The organism is Euzebya rosea (genome assembly GCF_003073135.1).
Taxonomy (GTDB): Bacteria; Actinomycetota; Nitriliruptoria; order Euzebyales; family Euzebyaceae; genus Euzebya; species Euzebya rosea.
Genome location: NZ_PGDQ01000003.1, coordinates 180760 through 197603, shown reverse-complemented (window position 1 = coordinate 197603; position 16844 = coordinate 180760). Strand labels below are relative to the sequence as shown.

The following is a 16844-nucleotide window of genomic DNA, read 5'->3' as shown; positions in this document are numbered from 1 at the left end:
CCTCCTCACGATCCCAGCAGCCCTCGGATGTCGGCAGCAGCCTGGTCGACGGCGGCCTGCGCGTCGATCTGTCCCAGGCGGGCCTGCTCCAGCGCCGCGTCGACGGCGTCCTGCAGCTGTGCCTGCTGGGCGATGACCGGCGGCACGACGACGGCGTCGAGCGACTCGAAGACCGCAGCACGGTTGGCCGGCGGGGTCACCTCCAGCCACGGCTCGAACAGCGACTCGTCGGCGACGGCGGGCAGCTCCCAGTCCGACTCCAGCCGCGTCTGGACCGCGGTGTCGGAGGACGCGATGTACTGCAGCCAGGCCGCAGCCTCGTCGGGGTGCTCGGTGTCGGTGGAGGCCACCACGGCGTTGGCGAAGAAGTGGGATGCGTCCGTGGTGTTGCCGGGCTCCACGACGACGTCCCAGGTGAAGTCGGCGTCGGCCATCGCGGCGAACTGCCAGATGCCGTTGTGCCACATCGCCAGCTGGCCGGACTTGAACATCGCGGCGTCGTCCTGCCCGCCCATGTCGGCCTCCGTCGGCATGATCGTGCCGACCTTGGACAGCAGCCACTCGGCGGCCTCGACGCCCTCGGGGCTGTCGAACGCCACGTCGCTGCCGTCGGCGGTGAAGAACTCCCCGCCGTTCTGGGCGAGGACCTTGAAGTACTCGAAGAACGACACGGGCTGGAAGGTGCCCCAGACACCGGCGTCGGCGTCGGTCAGCGCCTCGGCCGCCGCACGCTCGTCCTCCCAGGTCCAGTCGGCGGTCGGGTAGTCCATGCCGGCGGCGTCGAACAGGTCGGCGTTGTAGAAGAGCACGACGTTGGAGAACGTGGCGGGCAGGCCGTACTGGACGCCGTCGTGGGCGAACACCTCGTAGGCGCGCGGGTAGAACACCGACGGGTCGACGGCGTCGCCGACGGTGGCGTCGAGGTCCATCAGGGTGCCGGCCTCGGCGTAGGTGACGAAGTTCTCGTAGTTCAGCTCGAAGGTGTCGGGGGCGCTGCCGCCGGCGACGCGGGTCTGGAGCTGGGTGAAGTAGTCGTCGTAGGCGGCGGTCTGCACCTCGATGGTGACGCCGGGGTTCTCCTCCTCGAAGCCGGCGATGATCCGGTCGAGGTCCTCGAGGTGGTCGGGGGCCGCGGAGAAGGTGAAGTAGGTCAGCTCGACCGCGTCCCCGGACGCCCCCGCCGCCTCGTCGGAGTCGGCCCCCTCGTCCGCCGACTCGTCGGCGGCGTCGTCAGCTGTGTCGTCCGCGGCGTCATCTGCCGTCTCGGCGCTGTCGGCCGAGCCGGTGTCGTCGCCGGCGGCGTCGCTGTCGCTGCTGCTGCAGGCGGCCAGGGCCACCATCGCCAGCAGGAGGAGGAGGGTCAGCAGGCGCTGCCCGAGTCGTGTGGTGGTCGAGGTGACCATGTCGGCTCCTTGTCGTTGTTGGGGGGTTGCGGATGGTCCGGTCAGCGACGTCACGTGCATCAGCCCTTCAGGCCGGACAGGGCGACGCCCTGGATGACGTATCGCTGGGTGAACAGGTAGAGCGCGACGATCGGGATGACCGAGATCGTCGAGCCGGCCATCACGAGGTTCCACTCGGTGGCGAAGCGGCCGTGCAGCTGCGACAGCCCGAGCGGCAGGGTCATCAGCTGCTCGGAGTTGATGACGACCAGCGGCCACAGGAAGCTGTTCCAGGCGGCCATGAACGCGAACACCACGAGGGTGGCGATGGCCGGCTTGGACATCGGCAGCACGATGCGGGTGAACACCTGCCAGTGGCCGGCGCCGTCGATGCGGGCGGCTTCCTCGATCTCCGGAGGCAGGCCGAGGAAGAACTGCCGGAGGAGGAACACCCCGAACGGGGAGGCGATGAGGGGCAGCAGCAACGCGACGTAGGTGTCCTGCAGGCCCAGCCGCGAGACCTCGATGAACAGCGGCACGATCAGCACCTGGAGCGGGATCATCAGGGTCGCCAGGTACACCCCGAACAGCAGGTGCTTGCCGCGGAACTCGAAGCGGGCGAAGGCGTAGGCCGCCATCGCGCTCGTGACGACCTGGAGCGTGGTGGACACCACGGCGACGCCGATGGAGTTGGCCATCCAGCGCCACAGCGGGAAGGTGTCGGCCACCCGACGGTAGGCGGTGGCGTCGATCGGGTCGGGGATCAGGCGGGGGGTGCCGAACAGCTGGGACTCGTTGGTCAGCGAGGTCGCGACCATCCACGCGAAGGGGAACAGCATGACCAGCGCACCGGCCAGGATCAGCGCGGTGCGGACGATCGAGGACAGCTGCCGGCGTCGACGCAGCCGGTCGTGCCGGCTGTCCCGTCGCACCGGCGCCGCGGACGGGCGAGCGGCCGGTGCTGTGTCGAGCTCGGCCCGGTCGACCACGAGCGAGGACTCAGCCATAGTGGACCCACCTGTCCTGCGCGCGGAACTGCAGCGCGGTGACGCCGATGATGATGGCGAACAGCACCCAGCTCATCGCCGCCGCGTAGCCCATCTGGCTGTACCGGAAGGCGTGGGTGTAGACCCGCTCGACCAGCACGGTCGTCGACCCGCCGGGCCCGCCGCCGGTCATCACGAACACCTGGTCGAACACCTGGAAGCCGTTGATGAGGCTGATGGTCAGCACGAAGAAGGTCGAGGGCGACAGCAGCGGCAGCGTGATGTACCGGAAACGCGCCCACCAGCCGGCACCGTCGACGAGGGCCGCCTCGTAGTAGTCCCCCGGGATCGCCTGGAGGCCCGCGAGGAAGATGACCATGACGAAGCCGAGGTCCTTCCAGGCCGTGGCGATCACCACGGCGGGCATCGCCCACGTCGGATCGGTCCACCACCCCGGCCCCTGGATGCCGACGAACCCGAGGACGGTGTTGACCAGCCCGGTGGAGGGGTTGAGCAGCCACTTCCACATCAGCGCCACGACCACCCAGGACGTCACGACCGGCAGGAAGTACATCGACCGCAACAGCCCGATCGCCCGCACGCCGGTGTTCAGGGCGAGCGCGATGCCCAGCCCACCCGTCACGACGAGCGGCAGGTAGAGGGCGAGGAACCAGAACGTGTGGCGGACGGCGGCCCAGAACTGGGCGTCGCCGAGGAGGTCGCGGTAGTTGTCGATGCCCAGCCACTCGGGCGAGGTCAGCAGGTCCCAGTCCAGGAAGCTGATGCCCAGGGACGCCGCCATCGGGCCCAGCGTGAACAACGCCAGGGGCAGCAACGAGGGCAGCAGGAACCCGGCGATCGTCAGCGCCTTCTTCGGCCCCTGGTCGCCGACGATCACGCCGTCACCGCGGTGGGTCCGTCGAGCTCGGCCAGCGGGCCGCCGGCGTCGGGTGGACTGGAGGTCGACGGGCCGGCGGTGTCCGGGGCCACGCCGAGCACCCAGCCGAGCACGAGCGCCGCGGCACCCTGGGCCCAGGCATCGTCCGCCCACGGCTCCACGATCACCGTGGTGTCGGCGTGCACGTCGAGCACACCGGCGTCGAAGGCCGGGACGAAGCCCTCGGCCAGCAGCGGCCAGGCGGCGACCCCCTCCCCCGCGACGACGATCGCCTCGGGCGCGAGGAGGTTGACGAGGTTGGCGACGGCCCGTCCCAGATGGGCGCCCGCCGTCGCGAAGACGGCGGCCGCCTCGGCGGAGTCCTCGGCCAGGCGGCGCAGGTCATCGATGCCCCCGTCGGCCTCGAGCAGGCCGCGATCACGGGCCTGGCCGACCATCGCCGGGTCGGCAGCGATCGCCTCGAGGCAGCCCCGCCGGCCGCACTCGCAGCGGGGGCCGTCCAGCACGGCCAGCGTGTGACCGAGCTCGCCCGCGCCGCCCCGGCCGCGCCGCACGGCGCCGTCGAGGTGGACCCCCAGGCCGATGCCGCGGCCGATCGTGACGGTCAGGAAGTTCTCGACGTCGCGCGCCGCACCGTGCAGGTGCTGCCAGATGGCGAGGGTGTTCACGTCGTTGTCCACCACGACCGGCACGCCGAGGATGTCGCTGGCCGTGCTGCCGAGCGGCAGGTCGCGCCAGCCGAACATGGGGGTGGTGACGGCGCCGGCGTCGCCGTTGGCGACGGTGCCCGGGACGCCGAGCCCCACGCCCACCAGCGGGACGTCACCCACGGTGTCCAGCAGCAGGTGCCCCAGCCGTGCGGGGGCATCGTCCTGACGAGGATCGAAGGGCAGCACCCAGCGTCCCGTGACGGATCCGCGCAGGTCGGTGGTCACGGCGGTGACGTGGTCGTCGCTGACCTTGGCCCCGAGCACGGTCGCGGCGTCGGGGGCGATGCTCAACATCTCCAGGGGACGACCCCGACGCCCGCTGGCCGGACGCTTGCCGCTCATCGTCACCAGGCCGGACTCGATCAGCTCACGGGTGATCGTGGTGACGGTCGCGCTCGACACCCCCAGCGCATCCGCGATGCGGGTGCGGGGGATCGGCCCGTCCAGCGCGATGACGCGCAGCACGTCGGCACGTCGGCCAGCGTTGCCCAGCACTCGTCCCTCTTTCTTTCGGCTACTTAACTTAGTAGCCGAACTTAAAGACCGGTGGGGGCGGTGTCAAGCCACGCGACGCAACTCGAGGCAGAAAAGCGACGAACGGCCGTGCGCTGCTCGCGCACGGCCGTCGGGTGGGCGTCGACGTGGAGAACCCCAGCGGTCACATGCCGTGGGCCTCGAGGAACCGCAGCCAGATCTCCGACATCGTGGGATAGGCCGGGACGGCGTGCCACAGGCGATCCAGCGGGACCTCGCCGACGATGGCGATCGTGGCGGCGTGGAGCATCTCACCGACGTGCGGGCCCACGAACGTCGCGCCGACGATGACGCGCCGGTCCGCGTCGATGACGAGCTGGCTGGTCCCGCTGATCCCCTGCCCGGTGGTCGCCGCGCCGGCGGTGTGGCCCATGTCGTACCGCACGGTGTCGACGTTGTCCCAGCGCTCGCGGGCCTCGGCCTCCGTCATGCCGACGGCCGCGATCTGGGGATCGGTGAACACCACGCGGGGAACGGCGGTGTGGTCGGCCCACGCGCCTCGGCCGACGTCCCTGCCCCCGATGTGGTCCCCGGCGATGCGGGCCTGGTACTTGCCCTGGTGGGTCAGCAGCGCCCGCCCGTTGGCATCCCCGACGGCGTACAGCCACCCACCCTCGACGCCCGTGGCACGCAGGAAGTCGTCCACCTCCACGTACCGGCCGGGCTCCAGGCCGACGGTGTCCAGGCCGAGGTCGTCGGTCAGGGGGCGCCGACCGACCGCGACGAGGATCTCGTCGCCGGTCACCGTCGTGCCGTCCTCCAGGGTTGCGGTGACGGGCGCGTCGTCGGCGGACCGTTCGGCCCTGACCATCCGCACCCCGGTCATCACGGTGATCCCCATCTCCTCCAGCGCCTCGCGAAGCTCCTCGCCGGCGAACGCCTCCTCCCGCGGGACAAGCCGGTCGGCCATCTCCACGATGGTGACCTCCTCGCTGCCGAGCCAGCGCATGGCCTGCGCCATCTCCACGCCGATGACCCCGCCCCCGAGGACCACCAGGCGCGCCGGGACCTCCTTGGCCTGGGTGACGTCCCGGTTGGTCCACGTCCTGATGTCGCGCAGGCCCTCGATCGGCGGGATGGCAGCCCCCGTCCCGACGCCGATGATCACGCCCTTCTCGGCGATCAGGGTACGGACGCTGCCGTCCTCGGCCGTCACCTCGACCGTCCGCTCTCCTGCCAGCCGCCCGTGCCCGCGGACCAGGTCCATGCCCGCGGACTCGACCCACTCGACCTGGCCGGAGTCGTCGAGGCCCGCGCTCAACGAGTCGCGCCGCGCCAACGCCTTGTCCACGTCGATCCCACCCGTGATCGCCGCACGTGCACCGGGGACACGCCGAAGGGCAGCCAACGCCTCCCCGGGGCGCAGCAGCGCCTTGGAGGGCATGCATCCCCAGTACGAGCACTCACCCCCGACGAGCTCCTTCTCCACCAGCGCCACGCGGAGTCCCGCCTTGACGGCCCGGTCCCCCGCGTTCTCGCCTGCTGGCCCTCCACCGATGACGACCACGTCGTAGGTCTCGCTCACTGGGTGCTCCTTGTCGATCGTGCTGCGCTGTGCGGGTCAACTCCGCGGTTCGTCGGGATGTTCCATCGTCGGGCTTCCCGTGGACTGCACACGGACCCATCGGAAAACGAGTAAGGCCCCGGCGCGGTCCGCGAGGACCGTCTTGCCGGAGCCTTATCGGTTACTTCCCAGGTCGTCGACTTCTCGTATCGACCGCGTTGTCCATGGCCGTGGGCGGAGCCCTGAGCGACTCCTGTTCGATACGATGCTCGAGGGGATCAACCTCGTTCTCGACTGCGTCGAACGTAACACGACCCCTCCCCCTCGTGAAGCCCCACACATGACATGATTCCCTCGATGAACGTCGTTCACCGCCCGCTGTCCCGCAGCTGGCCCAGCGGGGTGGTCTGGCTGGTCCTCGGGCTGGTCCTGTCCGCGTGTTCCGGCCAGCCGTCGACGGACCTGCTCACCGAGGACCAGCGGACATGGCTGGCCACCGACGGCCCCATCCGGGTCGGCGCCACGAGCACCATCGCCCCGGCGGTCGTCGTGGTCGACGGACAGGTGACCGGGGGCTGGGCCATGGCGCTGACCGAGCTGATGGCCCTCAAGGTCGGTGCCCAGCTCGAGACCGTGATCTTCGACGACCCGGGCGAGGCGGTCGAGGCGTTGCGCGACGGCTCCATCGACATCCTCCCGGGGTTGGCCGCACGACCGGACCTGACCTCGTTTGCCCAGCCCGTCGACACGCTTGCCCACACGCCGGTCGCCTTCGCCGTCGGACCGGATGCAACCGACATCCTCTCCACCGCGAACCTCGACGGTCGCACCGTCACGTCCATCCCCGGTTCCGTGGTGGAAGAACGGATCCTCGCCGAGTACCCGGAGCTGCGGTACGTGCCCGCAGCATCCATCCCGGACGCCGTCGGCGCGGTGTACGAGGGCGACGTCGACCTGTGGGCGGGTCCGCTCGCGCTGACGACCCACGTGCTGCGACAGCAGGACCGCGGGACGCTCCGGGTCGTGGGCGAACCCATCGACGTGGCAGAGGTGTCGGCGTGGGGCCGAGCGAACTCCCCACCGCTGGAGATCCTCCGGGTCGGGCGCTCGCTGGTGTCGCCGACGGAGATGTCGGTCATCCACGTCCAGTGGACCGGGTTCGACCTGACCGACCCCGACCAGCGGGCCCTGCCGACATGGCTGGTCCCGCTCCTGTGGGCCGGGCTGGCGCTGCTGCTGGTCTTCGCCGGCGGGGTCGCCCTGCTGCGGCAGCAGGTCCGGGCACGCACGGCCGAGCTGGCTGCGCTCAACGCGACGCTGGAGGAGACGGTTGCCCACCGAACGCAGGCCCTGCGCAGCCAGTCGGTCGAGCTGTCGGAGGCCAACGCCAACCTCCTGCGGTCCAACGATGCGTTGGCCAGGTTCGCGCGCCGGGTGGCCCACGACATCCGCGGGCCGCTGGCCGCCATCAAGGGCTTCGCGCAGATGGCCACCCGCGAGGGCATCAGCCCGACCGTCCGGCAGACGAGCCTGGAGACCATCCAGTCGAGCGCCACGACGCTGGCCGACCTGGTGTCGGAGATGCTCGCCGACGCCCGAGCCGTGGTGCCCAACGCCGAGGCCCCCGTCACCACCGACGAGCTGCGGACCTGGCTGGTCGACTTCACCGCCCTGCAGGCCAGCCGCGTCGGGGGGACCGTGAGCCTCACGAGCAACCACGACACCGTGGACGCACCCGTGACGACGCTCAAGCAGGTGTTGCTCAACCTGGTCGGCAACTCGCTGAAGCACGGTGATCGCCCCGGCATCACCGTGGCGGTCCTGCTGCGGCGGACCGACAGCGCGACCCCGACATGGACGGTCACCGTCGACGACGACGGGCAGGGGATTCCGCCCGACCAGCGCGAGCTGGTGTTCGAGTCGGGCTACCGGACGCCGACCGCATCGGACATGGGATCCGGTCTCGGGCTGGCCGCCTGCAGGGACGCCGTCGTCGCCCACGGAGGCTCCATCACGGCAGAGGAGTCACCGACCGGGGGGACGCGGATCAGGTTCACCCTGCCCGTGACGGAGCCCATCGACGAGGTGCAGCCCGATGACGTCACCGAGGTGGACCTGCGCTGATGCGGATCAGCGGGCAAGCACCGCGCGCCCCAGGGCCAGCTCGGCCCGACGGCTGCCGCCCATCCACGCCTCGTCGCCCATGGCCCGCCGCAACGACAGGTGTGGGTCGGCCTCCCAGGTGATCCCGATGCCGCCGTGGACCTGCATGCCGCGCTCGGCGGCGAAGACCGCAGCCGTCGCTGACTTGGCCGCCGCGGCGTCGACGGCCGCGGCGGCGTCCTCGCGCCCTTCCTCCGTGGCCCAGCAGGCGTACAGCGCGAGCGACCACGCGAGCTCCACGCCGGTCCAGGCGTCGGCCAGCTGGTGGCTGACCGCCTGGAACGCCGCGACGACCTTGCCGAACTGCTCGCGTTGCATCGCGTAGTCGACCGCCCGTTCGACGGCCCCGAGCCCCACCCCGGTCAGGCCGGCCGCCAGGACGGCCCGAACCCGTGCCCGGGCCGCGTCGGCATGACCGTCGACGCTGGCGATGGCAGCGCCGAGCTCGAGGTCGGCCATAGGACGAGAGGGGTCCATCGCCGTCCGCGGCCTGGCGCCGGTCACGGGGTGCAGCGAGACGGTCGGCCCGTCGAGCCGCACCGCAGCGGTGGCCGTCCCACCCTCGCGCACGGCGACGGGTGCGCCGTCCACGAGCACCCAGCGAGCGTCGGCGGCGAGGCCGTCGGCGATGTCCAGGCCAGCGGCGCTGGCGGCCTGCAACGCGAGCTGATGGGCCATCCACGGGGTCGGGCAGACCGTTCGTCCGAGCGCCCGTGCGACGATGGCCAGATCGACGAGCGTTCCGCCTGCGCCGCTGTCGAGGCCGAGGCCGTTGAAGCCGTCGAACAGGTCAGCGGTGGGGCGGGCGGGGGCATCGCCGCCGTCCAGCATGGTCCGGGCACCGGTCAGGCCGTCGGCGGACAACCCCTCGGCGGCCTCGGCCAGCGCCTGCTGCTCCTCGGTCAGGACTGCGTCCATGTCACTCTCCTTGTGCGGTGGGCTGGTCTCAGCGGGAACGGGGCAGGCCGAGCACGCGCTCGGCGATGATGCTTCGTTGCACCTCGTCGGTGCCGCCCTCGACGGAGTTGCCGCGGGCACGAAGGAAGCCGCTGATCCACTCGGCGTCGGTGAAGTCGTCACCGCTGACGGCCGCGTCGCCGCCCACCCGGATCGCCAGGCGGGTCATCGCCTGCATCGTGCGGGCCCAGGCGAGCTTCACCGCCGACCCGTCGCCGCCGGGCGCCTGCCCGTGGGAGAGCGCCGACATCTGTCGGATGGTGGTGAGGGTCAGCGAGCGCACGTCGGCGGCCAGGCGGCCGACCTCGCGCTGCACGTCGGCGTCGTCGGCGAGGCCGTGCTCGACGATCCGCGTGGCCAGCCGTTCGAGCGCCGCTTCGGCCTCGGCGGCGGTGGCGAAGGCCAGGGAGCCGCGTTCGAAGCCGAGGGTGGTCAGCGCGACGCGCCAGCCGCCGCCGAGCTCGCCGAGCACGCGGTCGGCGGGAACGTGCACGTCCTCCAGGAACATCTCGTTGAAGTCGGCGTCGCCGTTGATCATCACCAGCGGGCGGACGTCGATGTCGGCGGTGTCGGCCAGGAAGTAGGTGATGCCCTGGTGCTTGCTGCCGGTCTCCTCGACGGTGGCGGTGCGGGCGAGCAACATGCACCGGTTCGCCGCGTGCGCGAAGGACGTCCACACCTTCTGTCCGTTGACGACCCATCCGTCATCGGTGCGTTCGGCCCGGCTGCGGAGGCCCGCGAGGTCACTGCCGGCGCCGGGTTCGGAGAACCCCTGGCACCAGATGTCGTCACCGTTGAGGATGCGGGGCAGGTACGTCTGCTTCTGCTCCTCGGTGCCGTGCACGATGATCGTGGGCCCGGCGAGCAGGACGCCGAGGATGTTGATGCCCACCGGCGTGTGCCGCCGCGCGGACTCCGCGTTGAAGATGGCCTCGTAGGCGATGGGCAGCCCCTTGCCGCCGTACGCCTCGGGCCAGGTCAGCCCGACCCAGCCACCGTCGGCCAGCTGCTCCTGCCACCAGCGGGAGTTGACGGTCCGTTCGTCGTGGCCGGAAGGCTGCGGGTGCGGGCAGCCCCTGAGCCGGTCCTCGATCCAGCCGGCCGCCTCCTTGCGGAACGCTGCCTCCTCCGCGGTGTCGCGGAAATCCATGTGTGCCTCCGAGGTGTTGCTGGACCAGAACTGACTCGAGTCACCCTAGCCCACCGTGCCGTGGATGCCACAGCGGGCCCGGCCTCACCCGGGTGGACCTCCGGACACACGAACGCCCGGGACCTCTTGGCGGTCCCGGGCGAACGATGGCGGGTGTCACGGGAGGTGACACCGGTCCTGGAGTGGCTAGCGGACGTCGGCGCCTGCGCCAGCCATGTCCCGACGGAGGTTCTCCAGCGCGCGGCCCTCGATCTTGCGGACCGACTCGCGGGAGATGTCGAGCTCCTTGCCGAGCGCGTCCAGCGTCAGCGGGTCACGGCCGTCGAGGCCGAACCGCCGGGTGAGCACGTAGGCGCTGCGGTCGTCGAGGTGGCCGACAGCCGACCGGAGCTCGCCGCGGACCTCGTCCTCGGCGATCTCGGTGGTGAAGGAGTCCGGCTCGACGGCGACGAAGTCACCGAGCTCGCTGGAGTCGCTGTCGTCACCGACCTGGCGGTCCAGGGACGCAACCGAGCGCATGTGCTCGAGGGCGTCCTCGACCTTCTCGGGGGTCAGGCGCGTGGCCTCGGCGAGCTCCTCGATCGAGGGCTCCTCGCCGTTCTCCGCCTCCAGCCGGGAACGCGCGGCGCGGATCTTGACGACCGCGTCGTGCATCGCGACGGGCAGGCGGATGGTCCGCTCGTTGGCGGCGATGCCACGCTGGATCGCCTGGCGGATCCACCACGTCGCGTAGGTGGAGAACTTGAAGCCCTTGCGCCAGTCGAACTTCTCGACGGCGCGGATCAGGCCGAGGTTGCCCTCCTGGATGAGCTCGTCCAGCCCCAGCTTGGTGCGGTTGGAGAACTTGGCCGCGATGTTGACGACCAGTCGGAGGTTGGCGGACACGAAGTGGTTGAAGGCGTTCTGACCCTCACGGACCAGGCGGTTGAGGTTCCGCAGGTCCGCGTCCTCGAACTCGCCCGACTCGAGGATCGCGGCGGCCTCGTTGCCGGCTTCGATAGCCTTGGCAAGGCGCACCTCGTCCGCGGCGGTGAGCAGGTCCACCGTGCCGAGTTCGTTGAAGTAGAGGTCCAGAAGGTCCTCCGGAACAGTCTTCATCAAGGGTCTATCAGACTCCCTCGTGGGTGTGAGGCGGGTAGGATTGGAGTTGCGGGTACACGCGTACAACGCGTTCGTTGGCCCGATGCTTCCCCGTGCGCGTGATTCCCACACACATTTCCGACTCGGGTTCAGGGGGCGGAGCACTGGCAGGCGCCGAGCGGATTCCGGGGGAGCCTGCTAGTTTGCAGCATCAGTCCCGAAAACGCAACAGGGCGGACGGGCGCGCCTGTTGGGTACCGTGCCGGTGTGCCTGCAACCCTCCCCCCAGCCCGAGGTCGCCTCGTCGTGGCGACTCCGGACCTGGAGGACCCCAACTTCGACGGCACCGTGGTGCTGCTGCTGGAGCATGGCCCCGGTGGGGCGCTCGGCGTGGTCCTCAACCGCCCCAGCCCCCTGCCCGTCGGCGAGGCCATGACGGCGGGGCCTGCAGGGCCGGGGACCTCGTGGTCGGACCTCGCCACCACGCCCGACGTGGTGTTCGTCGGCGGTCCGGTCCAGCCCAACGCCGTCATCGCGCTGGCCAGGGTCCCGCAGGTCACCGACACCGATCGGTGGGAGCCGGTCTTCGGCGATGTCGGCGTGATCAACCTCGGGGACGGGCCGTTGCCCGACGTCGGTCGCCTCGACGCCCTGCGAGTCTTCGCCGGGTACGCGGGGTGGGGCGAGCAGCAGCTCGAGGACGAGATCGAGTCGGGCGCGTGGTTCGTCGTCGACGCCCATGCCGATGACGGGTTCTGTACCGACCCGGCGGTGCTGTGGCGGACGGTCCTGCGTCGACAGGGAGGCCTGTTCGTGACGGTCACCGACAACCCGGCCCTGAACTGAATTCCGGAACCCCGTTCCAACGCCAACTGAACTCCGTGCAACGGAACACGTGCGTTTTGTTCGCGTCGTGTCTATGGTGCGCATTGTGACCGAGCGCAAGAGCGCGGACGAACGCACCGCCGACCTACTGACCGCCGCCGAAGCCATCCTGTCCCGTAACCGCAGGGTGACGGTGTCGGAGATCGCGCGCGAAGCGGGAATCGCGAGTGGAACCTTCTACTTGTACTTCCCCTCCAAGGCACATCTCGAGGCGACGCTGATCGAGCGCTACGTCCTCGGCGCCGTGGACCGGGCCGAGCAGGCGATGGCTGACGGCACGTCCTGGATCGGCCGCTTCGAAGCGGTGGTGCAGGCGATGGTCGACCACGCCCTCGACCACCGGCCGGTCCTCGAGCTGCAGGTCCTGCACACCCCCACCGCCGGGACCAAGGAGACGATCGCCGCCGGCACCGACCGGATGGTGTCGTTGCTCACGCAGATCCTCACCGGGGGGACCGAGACCGGGGAGTTCGAGGTCGACGACCCCGAGATGACCGCGGCGCTCGTGTACCACGCCGTCGACGGGGTCCTCCGCAGCGCCGTGACGTTCGAGCGCGAGATCGAGCCCGAACGGCTCGTGTCCACGCTCCACCACAACGTCCGCCAGATGCTGGTGCACGAGATCCGCCTGGACTGACCGGTCGGCTATAGGGTCTGCCCCGCATCGACGAGTCGACGACGGAAAGGACCGACCCGATGGGCGGCACGCTCGCCATCTCCCCCGCGTTCGCCGGGTGTTCGCTGGCCGAGACCTTCGACATCGCCCGCGCCGCACGCCTGTGGGGCTACACCGCCGCGTGGGCCGACGAGGTCGTCGGGCACGACTGCTTCGCGATGCTCGGCGCCCTCTCCCGCGAGGTCGACCTCGACCTCGGCGTGGCGGTCGCGCCGGTGCAGACCCGCTCGGCGTTCGTCCTGGGGCGGGCGGCGCTGACCCTGGCGGAGCTGACCGGTGGGCGGTTCTCCCTCGGCATCGGTGCGTCCTCGGAGGTGCTGGTCACCCGGTTCGCCGGGCTCGACTGGGACAAGCCCCTGACCCACGTCCGCGAGACGACCGAGGCGCTGCGGGCGATCCTGGCCGGCCAGCGCGCGACGGTGGAGGGCGAGAAGGTCCGCATCGGCGGCTTCAAGTACGGGCTGCCCGCGCCGACGCCGGTCCCCCTCCTCCTCGGGTCGCTCAACCCGAAGTCGCTGCAGCTGGCCGGGGCGCTCGCCGACGGGCTGTGCCTCAACCAGATGGCCCCACACCACGTGCCGATGATGCTGGAGGAGGTGCGGCGAGGTGCCGAGGAGGCGGGACGGGCTCTGCCGGAGGACTTCCCCGTCGTGGCCCGCCTGATGGTCGTCGTGACCGACGACGCGTCGGCCGCACGCCAGATGCTCAAGGGCGTCTTCGCCCCCTACGCCGCGACGACGGGCTACAACCGCTTCTTTCGCTGGATCGGCTACGAGGAGGAGGCGACCGCCATCGCCGAGGCGGCCGAACGCGGCGACAGGGCCGCGATGGTCGAGGCCTACTCCGACGAGATGGCCGACGACGTGCTGGTCATCGGCACGGCCGACGAGGTGGCCACCAAGGTGCGCGCCTACCTCGACGCGGGGGTGACCGTCGCGGCGATCGAGCCGCTTGCACCCGGCGTCGAGGCCGTCACCGCAACGCTCCGGGCCGCGGCCGCGGCGCTCGACTGACCCTCCCACCACCGCAGGAGCGCAACGCATGGACATCGGGCTGACCTACTTCCCCACCCACGAGACGATGAACCCCGTCGACGTGGCGACGATGGCCGAAGGGCTCGGCTACGAGTCCGTCTTCGTCACCGAGCACACCCACATCCCCGTCAGCCGGAGGACGCCGTACCCGGCTGGCGGCGACCTGCCCCACGAGTACTGGCAGACCTGGGATCCGTTCGTGGCGTGCACGGCGATGGCGACGGCCACCTCGACCCTGAAGGTGGGGACGGCGATCTGCTTGGTCAACCAGCACGACCCGATCGTGCTGGCCAAGACCGTCGCGACGCTGCAGCACCACTCGGGCGGACGGTTCGTGTTCGGGGTCGGTCCGGGCTGGAACGTCGAGGAGATGAACGACCACGGCATCGCGTTCGACGAGCGGTTCGCGCAGATGCGGGAACGCGTGCATGCGATGCGCGCCATCTGGACCCAGGACGAGGCGTCCTACGACGGCGACCACGTCTCGTTCGAACCGATGTGGTCGTGGCCCAAGCCGGGACACGACGTCCCCGTGCTCGTGGCCGGCTGGGGGCCGACGGTGCTGGACCGGGTGATGGACTACGGCGACGGGTGGATCCCGATCGGTGGTCGGGGTGCGGTGCTGAAGTCGCGGGTCGAGGAGCTGCAGGCCCGCGCGGCGGACGCCGGCCGTGGGCCGATGGACATCACCATCTACCAGCCCGGCCCCACGGAGCAGCTATTGGAGGAGTACGCCGACGCCGGCGCCACCCGTGTGCTGTGCGCCCTGCCCCACGAGGACCCCGACGCCATGTCGGCCCGCATCGACCGCTACGCCGCCTTCATCGGCTGACCCGGGGGCCGCCCTCGGCCGATCTGCCATCGGCTGACCCGGGTGGCCGTCCTCGGACGACCCGGCGTGTGGACTGCACGCCCGCCGGGGCCGGCCATCCCACCCACCCCTGGCCCCTGTGTGCGATCCACGCCCGCGCCGGCCGCCGACCGCACACGCTGGCGGGCCCCGTGTGCGGACGGCCACCCGACCGGGTGGCTTGGGGACACGCTGAGAGGGTGGAGGGCGGCCCCGTCAGGCGGCCCCGTCAGGCGGCCCCTCGGGCAGTCCCGTCGGGCAGCCCCGTCAGGCGGTCAGGCGTTCGGTGAACAGGTCGAGGACGCGCTGGAGGGCGTCCTTGGTCGGGGGGCCGTCGAGGTAGTCGCCGCCGAGCACGGCGTGTGGGGTCGGGGTGAGGGCAGTCGGCCGTTCGTCGGTGGGCAGCGATGCGCGGGTGCGCTTCCACTCCCCCACGTCCAGCTCGACGGCCTCGAAGGCGTCTCCGAAGCGGGCCTTCAGCGCGCGGAAGCGGGCGGCCGGGGCGAGCAGGTCCTTCTCGAACCGCAGGCCGAGGATGCACAGGCCCTCGTCGCGGCATCGGTCGGCCACCACATCGGCATGGTCATCGGGGATCCCGAGGTCACGGGCATGGAGCGGCGTCACGGCGACCGGCAGCGACGGCTGGCTGAGCACCGGCGCGAGGACGTGGTCGTCGACGGCCAGCCCGAGGGCGAACCCGCCGGTCATGCACATGCCGACCGCCCCGATGCCCCGTCCACCGGCGCGGGCGTGCAGGTCACGGCCGAGCGCCCGGAGCCACCGCACGATGGGCCGGTCCGCCTGCAGGGCGAAGGCTCGGAACTCCCGTGAGATGCACAGCTTGGCCATGCTCGCCCCGGCGTACAGCGGCTCCAGCGGACGGCCGGCGTCGCCCAGCAGGTCGGGCATCGCAACGGTGAAGCCGGCGTCGACCAGGCGGCGGGCGAAGGCGGCGTTGGTCGGGGTGATGCCGGGGACCTCGTGCATGAACAGCACACCCGGCCCCTCCCCCGCCCGGTAGACCGTCCTGGTCGCCCCGTCGTGGGCGAACGTGTCGACGGTGAAGTCCGCGAGGTCGTCCCAGCCGTCGGGCACCGTCGACATCAGGACGCTCCGATCAGGTCGATGACGTCGTCGGCCAGCATGCGGCAGACGGCTGGTGGGAGGTCGTGTCCCATGCCCTCGATCACGTGGAGGCGTGCGCCGGGGATGGCCTCGGCCGTCGCCTCGCCGGCAGCCGGCGGGATGAGGGTGTCGACGTCGCCGTGCACGACGAGGGCGGGGAGGTCGAGCCGGCCGAGCTCGTCGGTGCGGTCGCCGTCGGCGATCGTCGCGGCGTACTGCCGGGATCCCCCCTCGGGGTTGAGCCCCCGTTCGATCAGGCCCCTCGCGAGCTCGAGCTCCCACTCGTCGTCGAACGCGAAGGCGGTGCTGCCGTAGGCGGCGCGTCGCCTGGCCCGACCGGCGAGGTACCCCTCGAGGCCCGGTTCGGTGACGGCCAGCAGGGCGGCGTTGGCTTCCCTGGTCGCGCCGGGCAGCCCTCGCCGGCCGGTGGTGCTCATCACGGAGGTCAACGACGCCACCCGGTCGGGATGGTCGATGGCCATCCGCTGCACGATCATGCCGCCCATGGAGGGCCCGAGGACGTGGACCCGGTCCAGCTCGAGGTGGTCGAGCAGCCCGATGGCGTCGTCGGCCAGGTCGCGGATGGTGTAGGCGTAGTCGGGGGTGCCGCCGGCCCTGAGGGTGGCGATGATCGCCCCGATGTCGGCCGGGCCTGCCTCGTCCATCCACGTCGAGCAGCCGACGTCGCGGTTGTCGAACACCACGGTCCCGATGCCCGCCCGATGGAGCGGCTCGAGGAGGTGTGGAGGCCAGCTGATCAGCTGCTGTCCCATCCCCGAGACCAGCAGCAGCACGGGCCCGTCCAAGGGGCCCGAGCGCTCGTAGCAGATGGTCAGCCCGTTGACGTCGGCGTTCGGCATGGCCGGCACGCTAGCCCACGATCGGCCGAACACGGCAACGGGACCGGGTC

Annotated in this window: 15 protein-coding genes; 5 read left to right on the top strand and 10 right to left on the bottom strand. The window is 71.1% G+C overall.

All coding sequences use genetic code 11. The features are described 5' to 3' along the window. Window positions 1–5: 5 nt before the first annotated feature. From CUC05_RS03880 to CUC05_RS03860, 5 genes are all read right to left on the bottom strand, one after another. Window positions 6–1403, bottom strand: a complete 1398-nt coding sequence (locus CUC05_RS03880) for an ABC transporter substrate-binding protein (protein WP_205712115.1) — start codon at window positions 1401–1403, stop codon at window positions 6–8. A 59-nt stretch (window positions 1404–1462) separates the two neighbouring features. Then, window positions 1463–2389: a carbohydrate ABC transporter permease gene (locus CUC05_RS03875; RefSeq protein WP_108664757.1), complete on the bottom strand. Its 927-nt coding sequence runs from the start codon at window positions 2387–2389 to the stop codon at window positions 1463–1465. Further along, complete coding sequence (locus CUC05_RS03870; protein ID WP_420810891.1) at window positions 2382–3263, bottom strand: carbohydrate ABC transporter permease; 882 nt, start codon at window positions 3261–3263, stop codon at window positions 2382–2384. The genes CUC05_RS03875 and CUC05_RS03870 overlap by 8 nt, the downstream gene beginning before the upstream one ends. Further along, complete coding sequence (locus tag CUC05_RS03865) at window positions 3263–4471, bottom strand: ROK family transcriptional regulator (RefSeq protein WP_108664756.1); 1209 nt, start codon at window positions 4469–4471, stop codon at window positions 3263–3265. The genes CUC05_RS03870 and CUC05_RS03865 overlap by 1 nt, the downstream gene beginning before the upstream one ends. 163 nt (window positions 4472–4634) lie before the next feature. Beyond that, entirely contained in the window at window positions 4635–6035 is a 1401-nt protein-coding gene (locus CUC05_RS03860; protein ID WP_108664755.1) for a dihydrolipoyl dehydrogenase family protein, read from the bottom strand. A 336-nt stretch (window positions 6036–6371) separates the two neighbouring features. On the opposite strand from CUC05_RS03860, the gene CUC05_RS03855 reads away from it, so the two are divergent. Then, complete coding sequence (locus tag CUC05_RS03855; RefSeq protein ID WP_170127909.1) at window positions 6372–8138, top strand: sensor histidine kinase; 1767 nt, start codon at window positions 6372–6374, stop codon at window positions 8136–8138. A 6-nt stretch (window positions 8139–8144) separates the two neighbouring features. Here CUC05_RS03855 and CUC05_RS03850 read toward each other — a convergent pair whose 3' ends face one another. The 3 genes from CUC05_RS03850 to CUC05_RS03840 form a co-directional block, all read right to left on the bottom strand. Beyond that, on the bottom strand, window positions 8145–9095 hold the full coding sequence (locus CUC05_RS03850; protein ID WP_108664753.1) for an acyl-CoA dehydrogenase family protein: 951 nt from the start codon (window positions 9093–9095) through the stop codon (window positions 8145–8147). 28 nt (window positions 9096–9123) lie between these two features. Next, complete coding sequence (locus CUC05_RS03845; RefSeq protein ID WP_108664752.1) at window positions 9124–10284, bottom strand: acyl-CoA dehydrogenase family protein; 1161 nt, start codon at window positions 10282–10284, stop codon at window positions 9124–9126. Window positions 10285–10470: 186 nt separating this feature from the next. After that, window positions 10471–11382 carry a sigma-70 family RNA polymerase sigma factor gene (locus tag CUC05_RS03840; RefSeq protein WP_108664751.1) on the bottom strand — a complete coding sequence of 304 codons (912 nt, stop codon included), beginning with the start codon at window positions 11380–11382 and terminating at the stop codon, window positions 10471–10473. Window positions 11383–11670: 288 nt separating this feature from the next. On the opposite strand from CUC05_RS03840, the gene CUC05_RS03835 reads away from it, so the two are divergent. From CUC05_RS03835 to CUC05_RS03820, 4 genes are all read left to right on the top strand, one after another. Continuing rightward, window positions 11671–12210 carry a YqgE/AlgH family protein gene (locus tag CUC05_RS03835; protein WP_205712114.1) on the top strand — a complete coding sequence of 180 codons (540 nt, stop codon included), beginning with the start codon at window positions 11671–11673 and terminating at the stop codon, window positions 12208–12210. Window positions 12211–12295: 85 nt separating this feature from the next. Further along, window positions 12296–12886, top strand: coding sequence for a TetR/AcrR family transcriptional regulator (locus CUC05_RS03830; protein ID WP_170127908.1), 591 nt, complete (start codon window positions 12296–12298; stop codon window positions 12884–12886). 59 nt (window positions 12887–12945) lie between these two features. Continuing rightward, a complete protein-coding gene (locus tag CUC05_RS03825) occupies window positions 12946–13938 on the top strand; it encodes an LLM class flavin-dependent oxidoreductase (RefSeq protein WP_108664748.1) in 993 nt (330 codons plus the stop codon). Window positions 13939–13966: 28 nt separating this feature from the next. Beyond that, on the top strand, window positions 13967–14791 hold the full coding sequence (locus CUC05_RS03820) for an LLM class F420-dependent oxidoreductase (protein ID WP_108664747.1): 825 nt from the start codon (window positions 13967–13969) through the stop codon (window positions 14789–14791). Between the two features lie 285 nt (window positions 14792–15076). On the opposite strand, the gene CUC05_RS03815 is transcribed toward CUC05_RS03820, so the two are convergent. Together CUC05_RS03815 and CUC05_RS03810 are read right to left on the bottom strand one after the other, a co-directional pair. After that, window positions 15077–15913, bottom strand: coding sequence for a dienelactone hydrolase family protein (locus tag CUC05_RS03815; protein ID WP_108664746.1), 837 nt, complete (start codon window positions 15911–15913; stop codon window positions 15077–15079). Next, window positions 15913–16794: an alpha/beta fold hydrolase gene (locus CUC05_RS03810; protein WP_108664745.1), complete on the bottom strand. Its 882-nt coding sequence runs from the start codon at window positions 16792–16794 to the stop codon at window positions 15913–15915. The genes CUC05_RS03815 and CUC05_RS03810 overlap by 1 nt, the downstream gene beginning before the upstream one ends. Window positions 16795–16844 lie beyond the last annotated feature (50 nt).

Coding starts and splice junctions, on each gene's coding strand:
- CUC05_RS03880 (WP_205712115.1), bottom strand. CDS start 1,403: ATGGTCACCTCGACCACCACACGACTCGGGCAGCGCCTGCTGACCCTC.
- CUC05_RS03875 (WP_108664757.1), bottom strand. CDS start 2,389: ATGGCTGAGTCCTCGCTCGTGGTCGACCGGGCCGAGCTCGACACAGCA.
- CUC05_RS03855 (WP_170127909.1), top strand. CDS start 6,372: ATGAACGTCGTTCACCGCCCGCTGTCCCGCAGCTGGCCCAGCGGGGTG.
- CUC05_RS03850 (WP_108664753.1), bottom strand. CDS start 9,095: ATGGACGCAGTCCTGACCGAGGAGCAGCAGGCGCTGGCCGAGGCCGCC.
- CUC05_RS03845 (WP_108664752.1), bottom strand. CDS start 10,284: ATGGATTTCCGCGACACCGCGGAGGAGGCAGCGTTCCGCAAGGAGGCG.
- CUC05_RS03840 (WP_108664751.1), bottom strand. CDS start 11,382: ATGAAGACTGTTCCGGAGGACCTTCTGGACCTCTACTTCAACGAACTC.
- CUC05_RS03825 (WP_108664748.1), top strand. CDS start 12,946: ATGGGCGGCACGCTCGCCATCTCCCCCGCGTTCGCCGGGTGTTCGCTG.
- CUC05_RS03820 (WP_108664747.1), top strand. CDS start 13,967: ATGGACATCGGGCTGACCTACTTCCCCACCCACGAGACGATGAACCCC.
- CUC05_RS03815 (WP_108664746.1), bottom strand. CDS start 15,913: ATGTCGACGGTGCCCGACGGCTGGGACGACCTCGCGGACTTCACCGTC.
- CUC05_RS03810 (WP_108664745.1), bottom strand. CDS start 16,794: ATGCCGAACGCCGACGTCAACGGGCTGACCATCTGCTACGAGCGCTCG.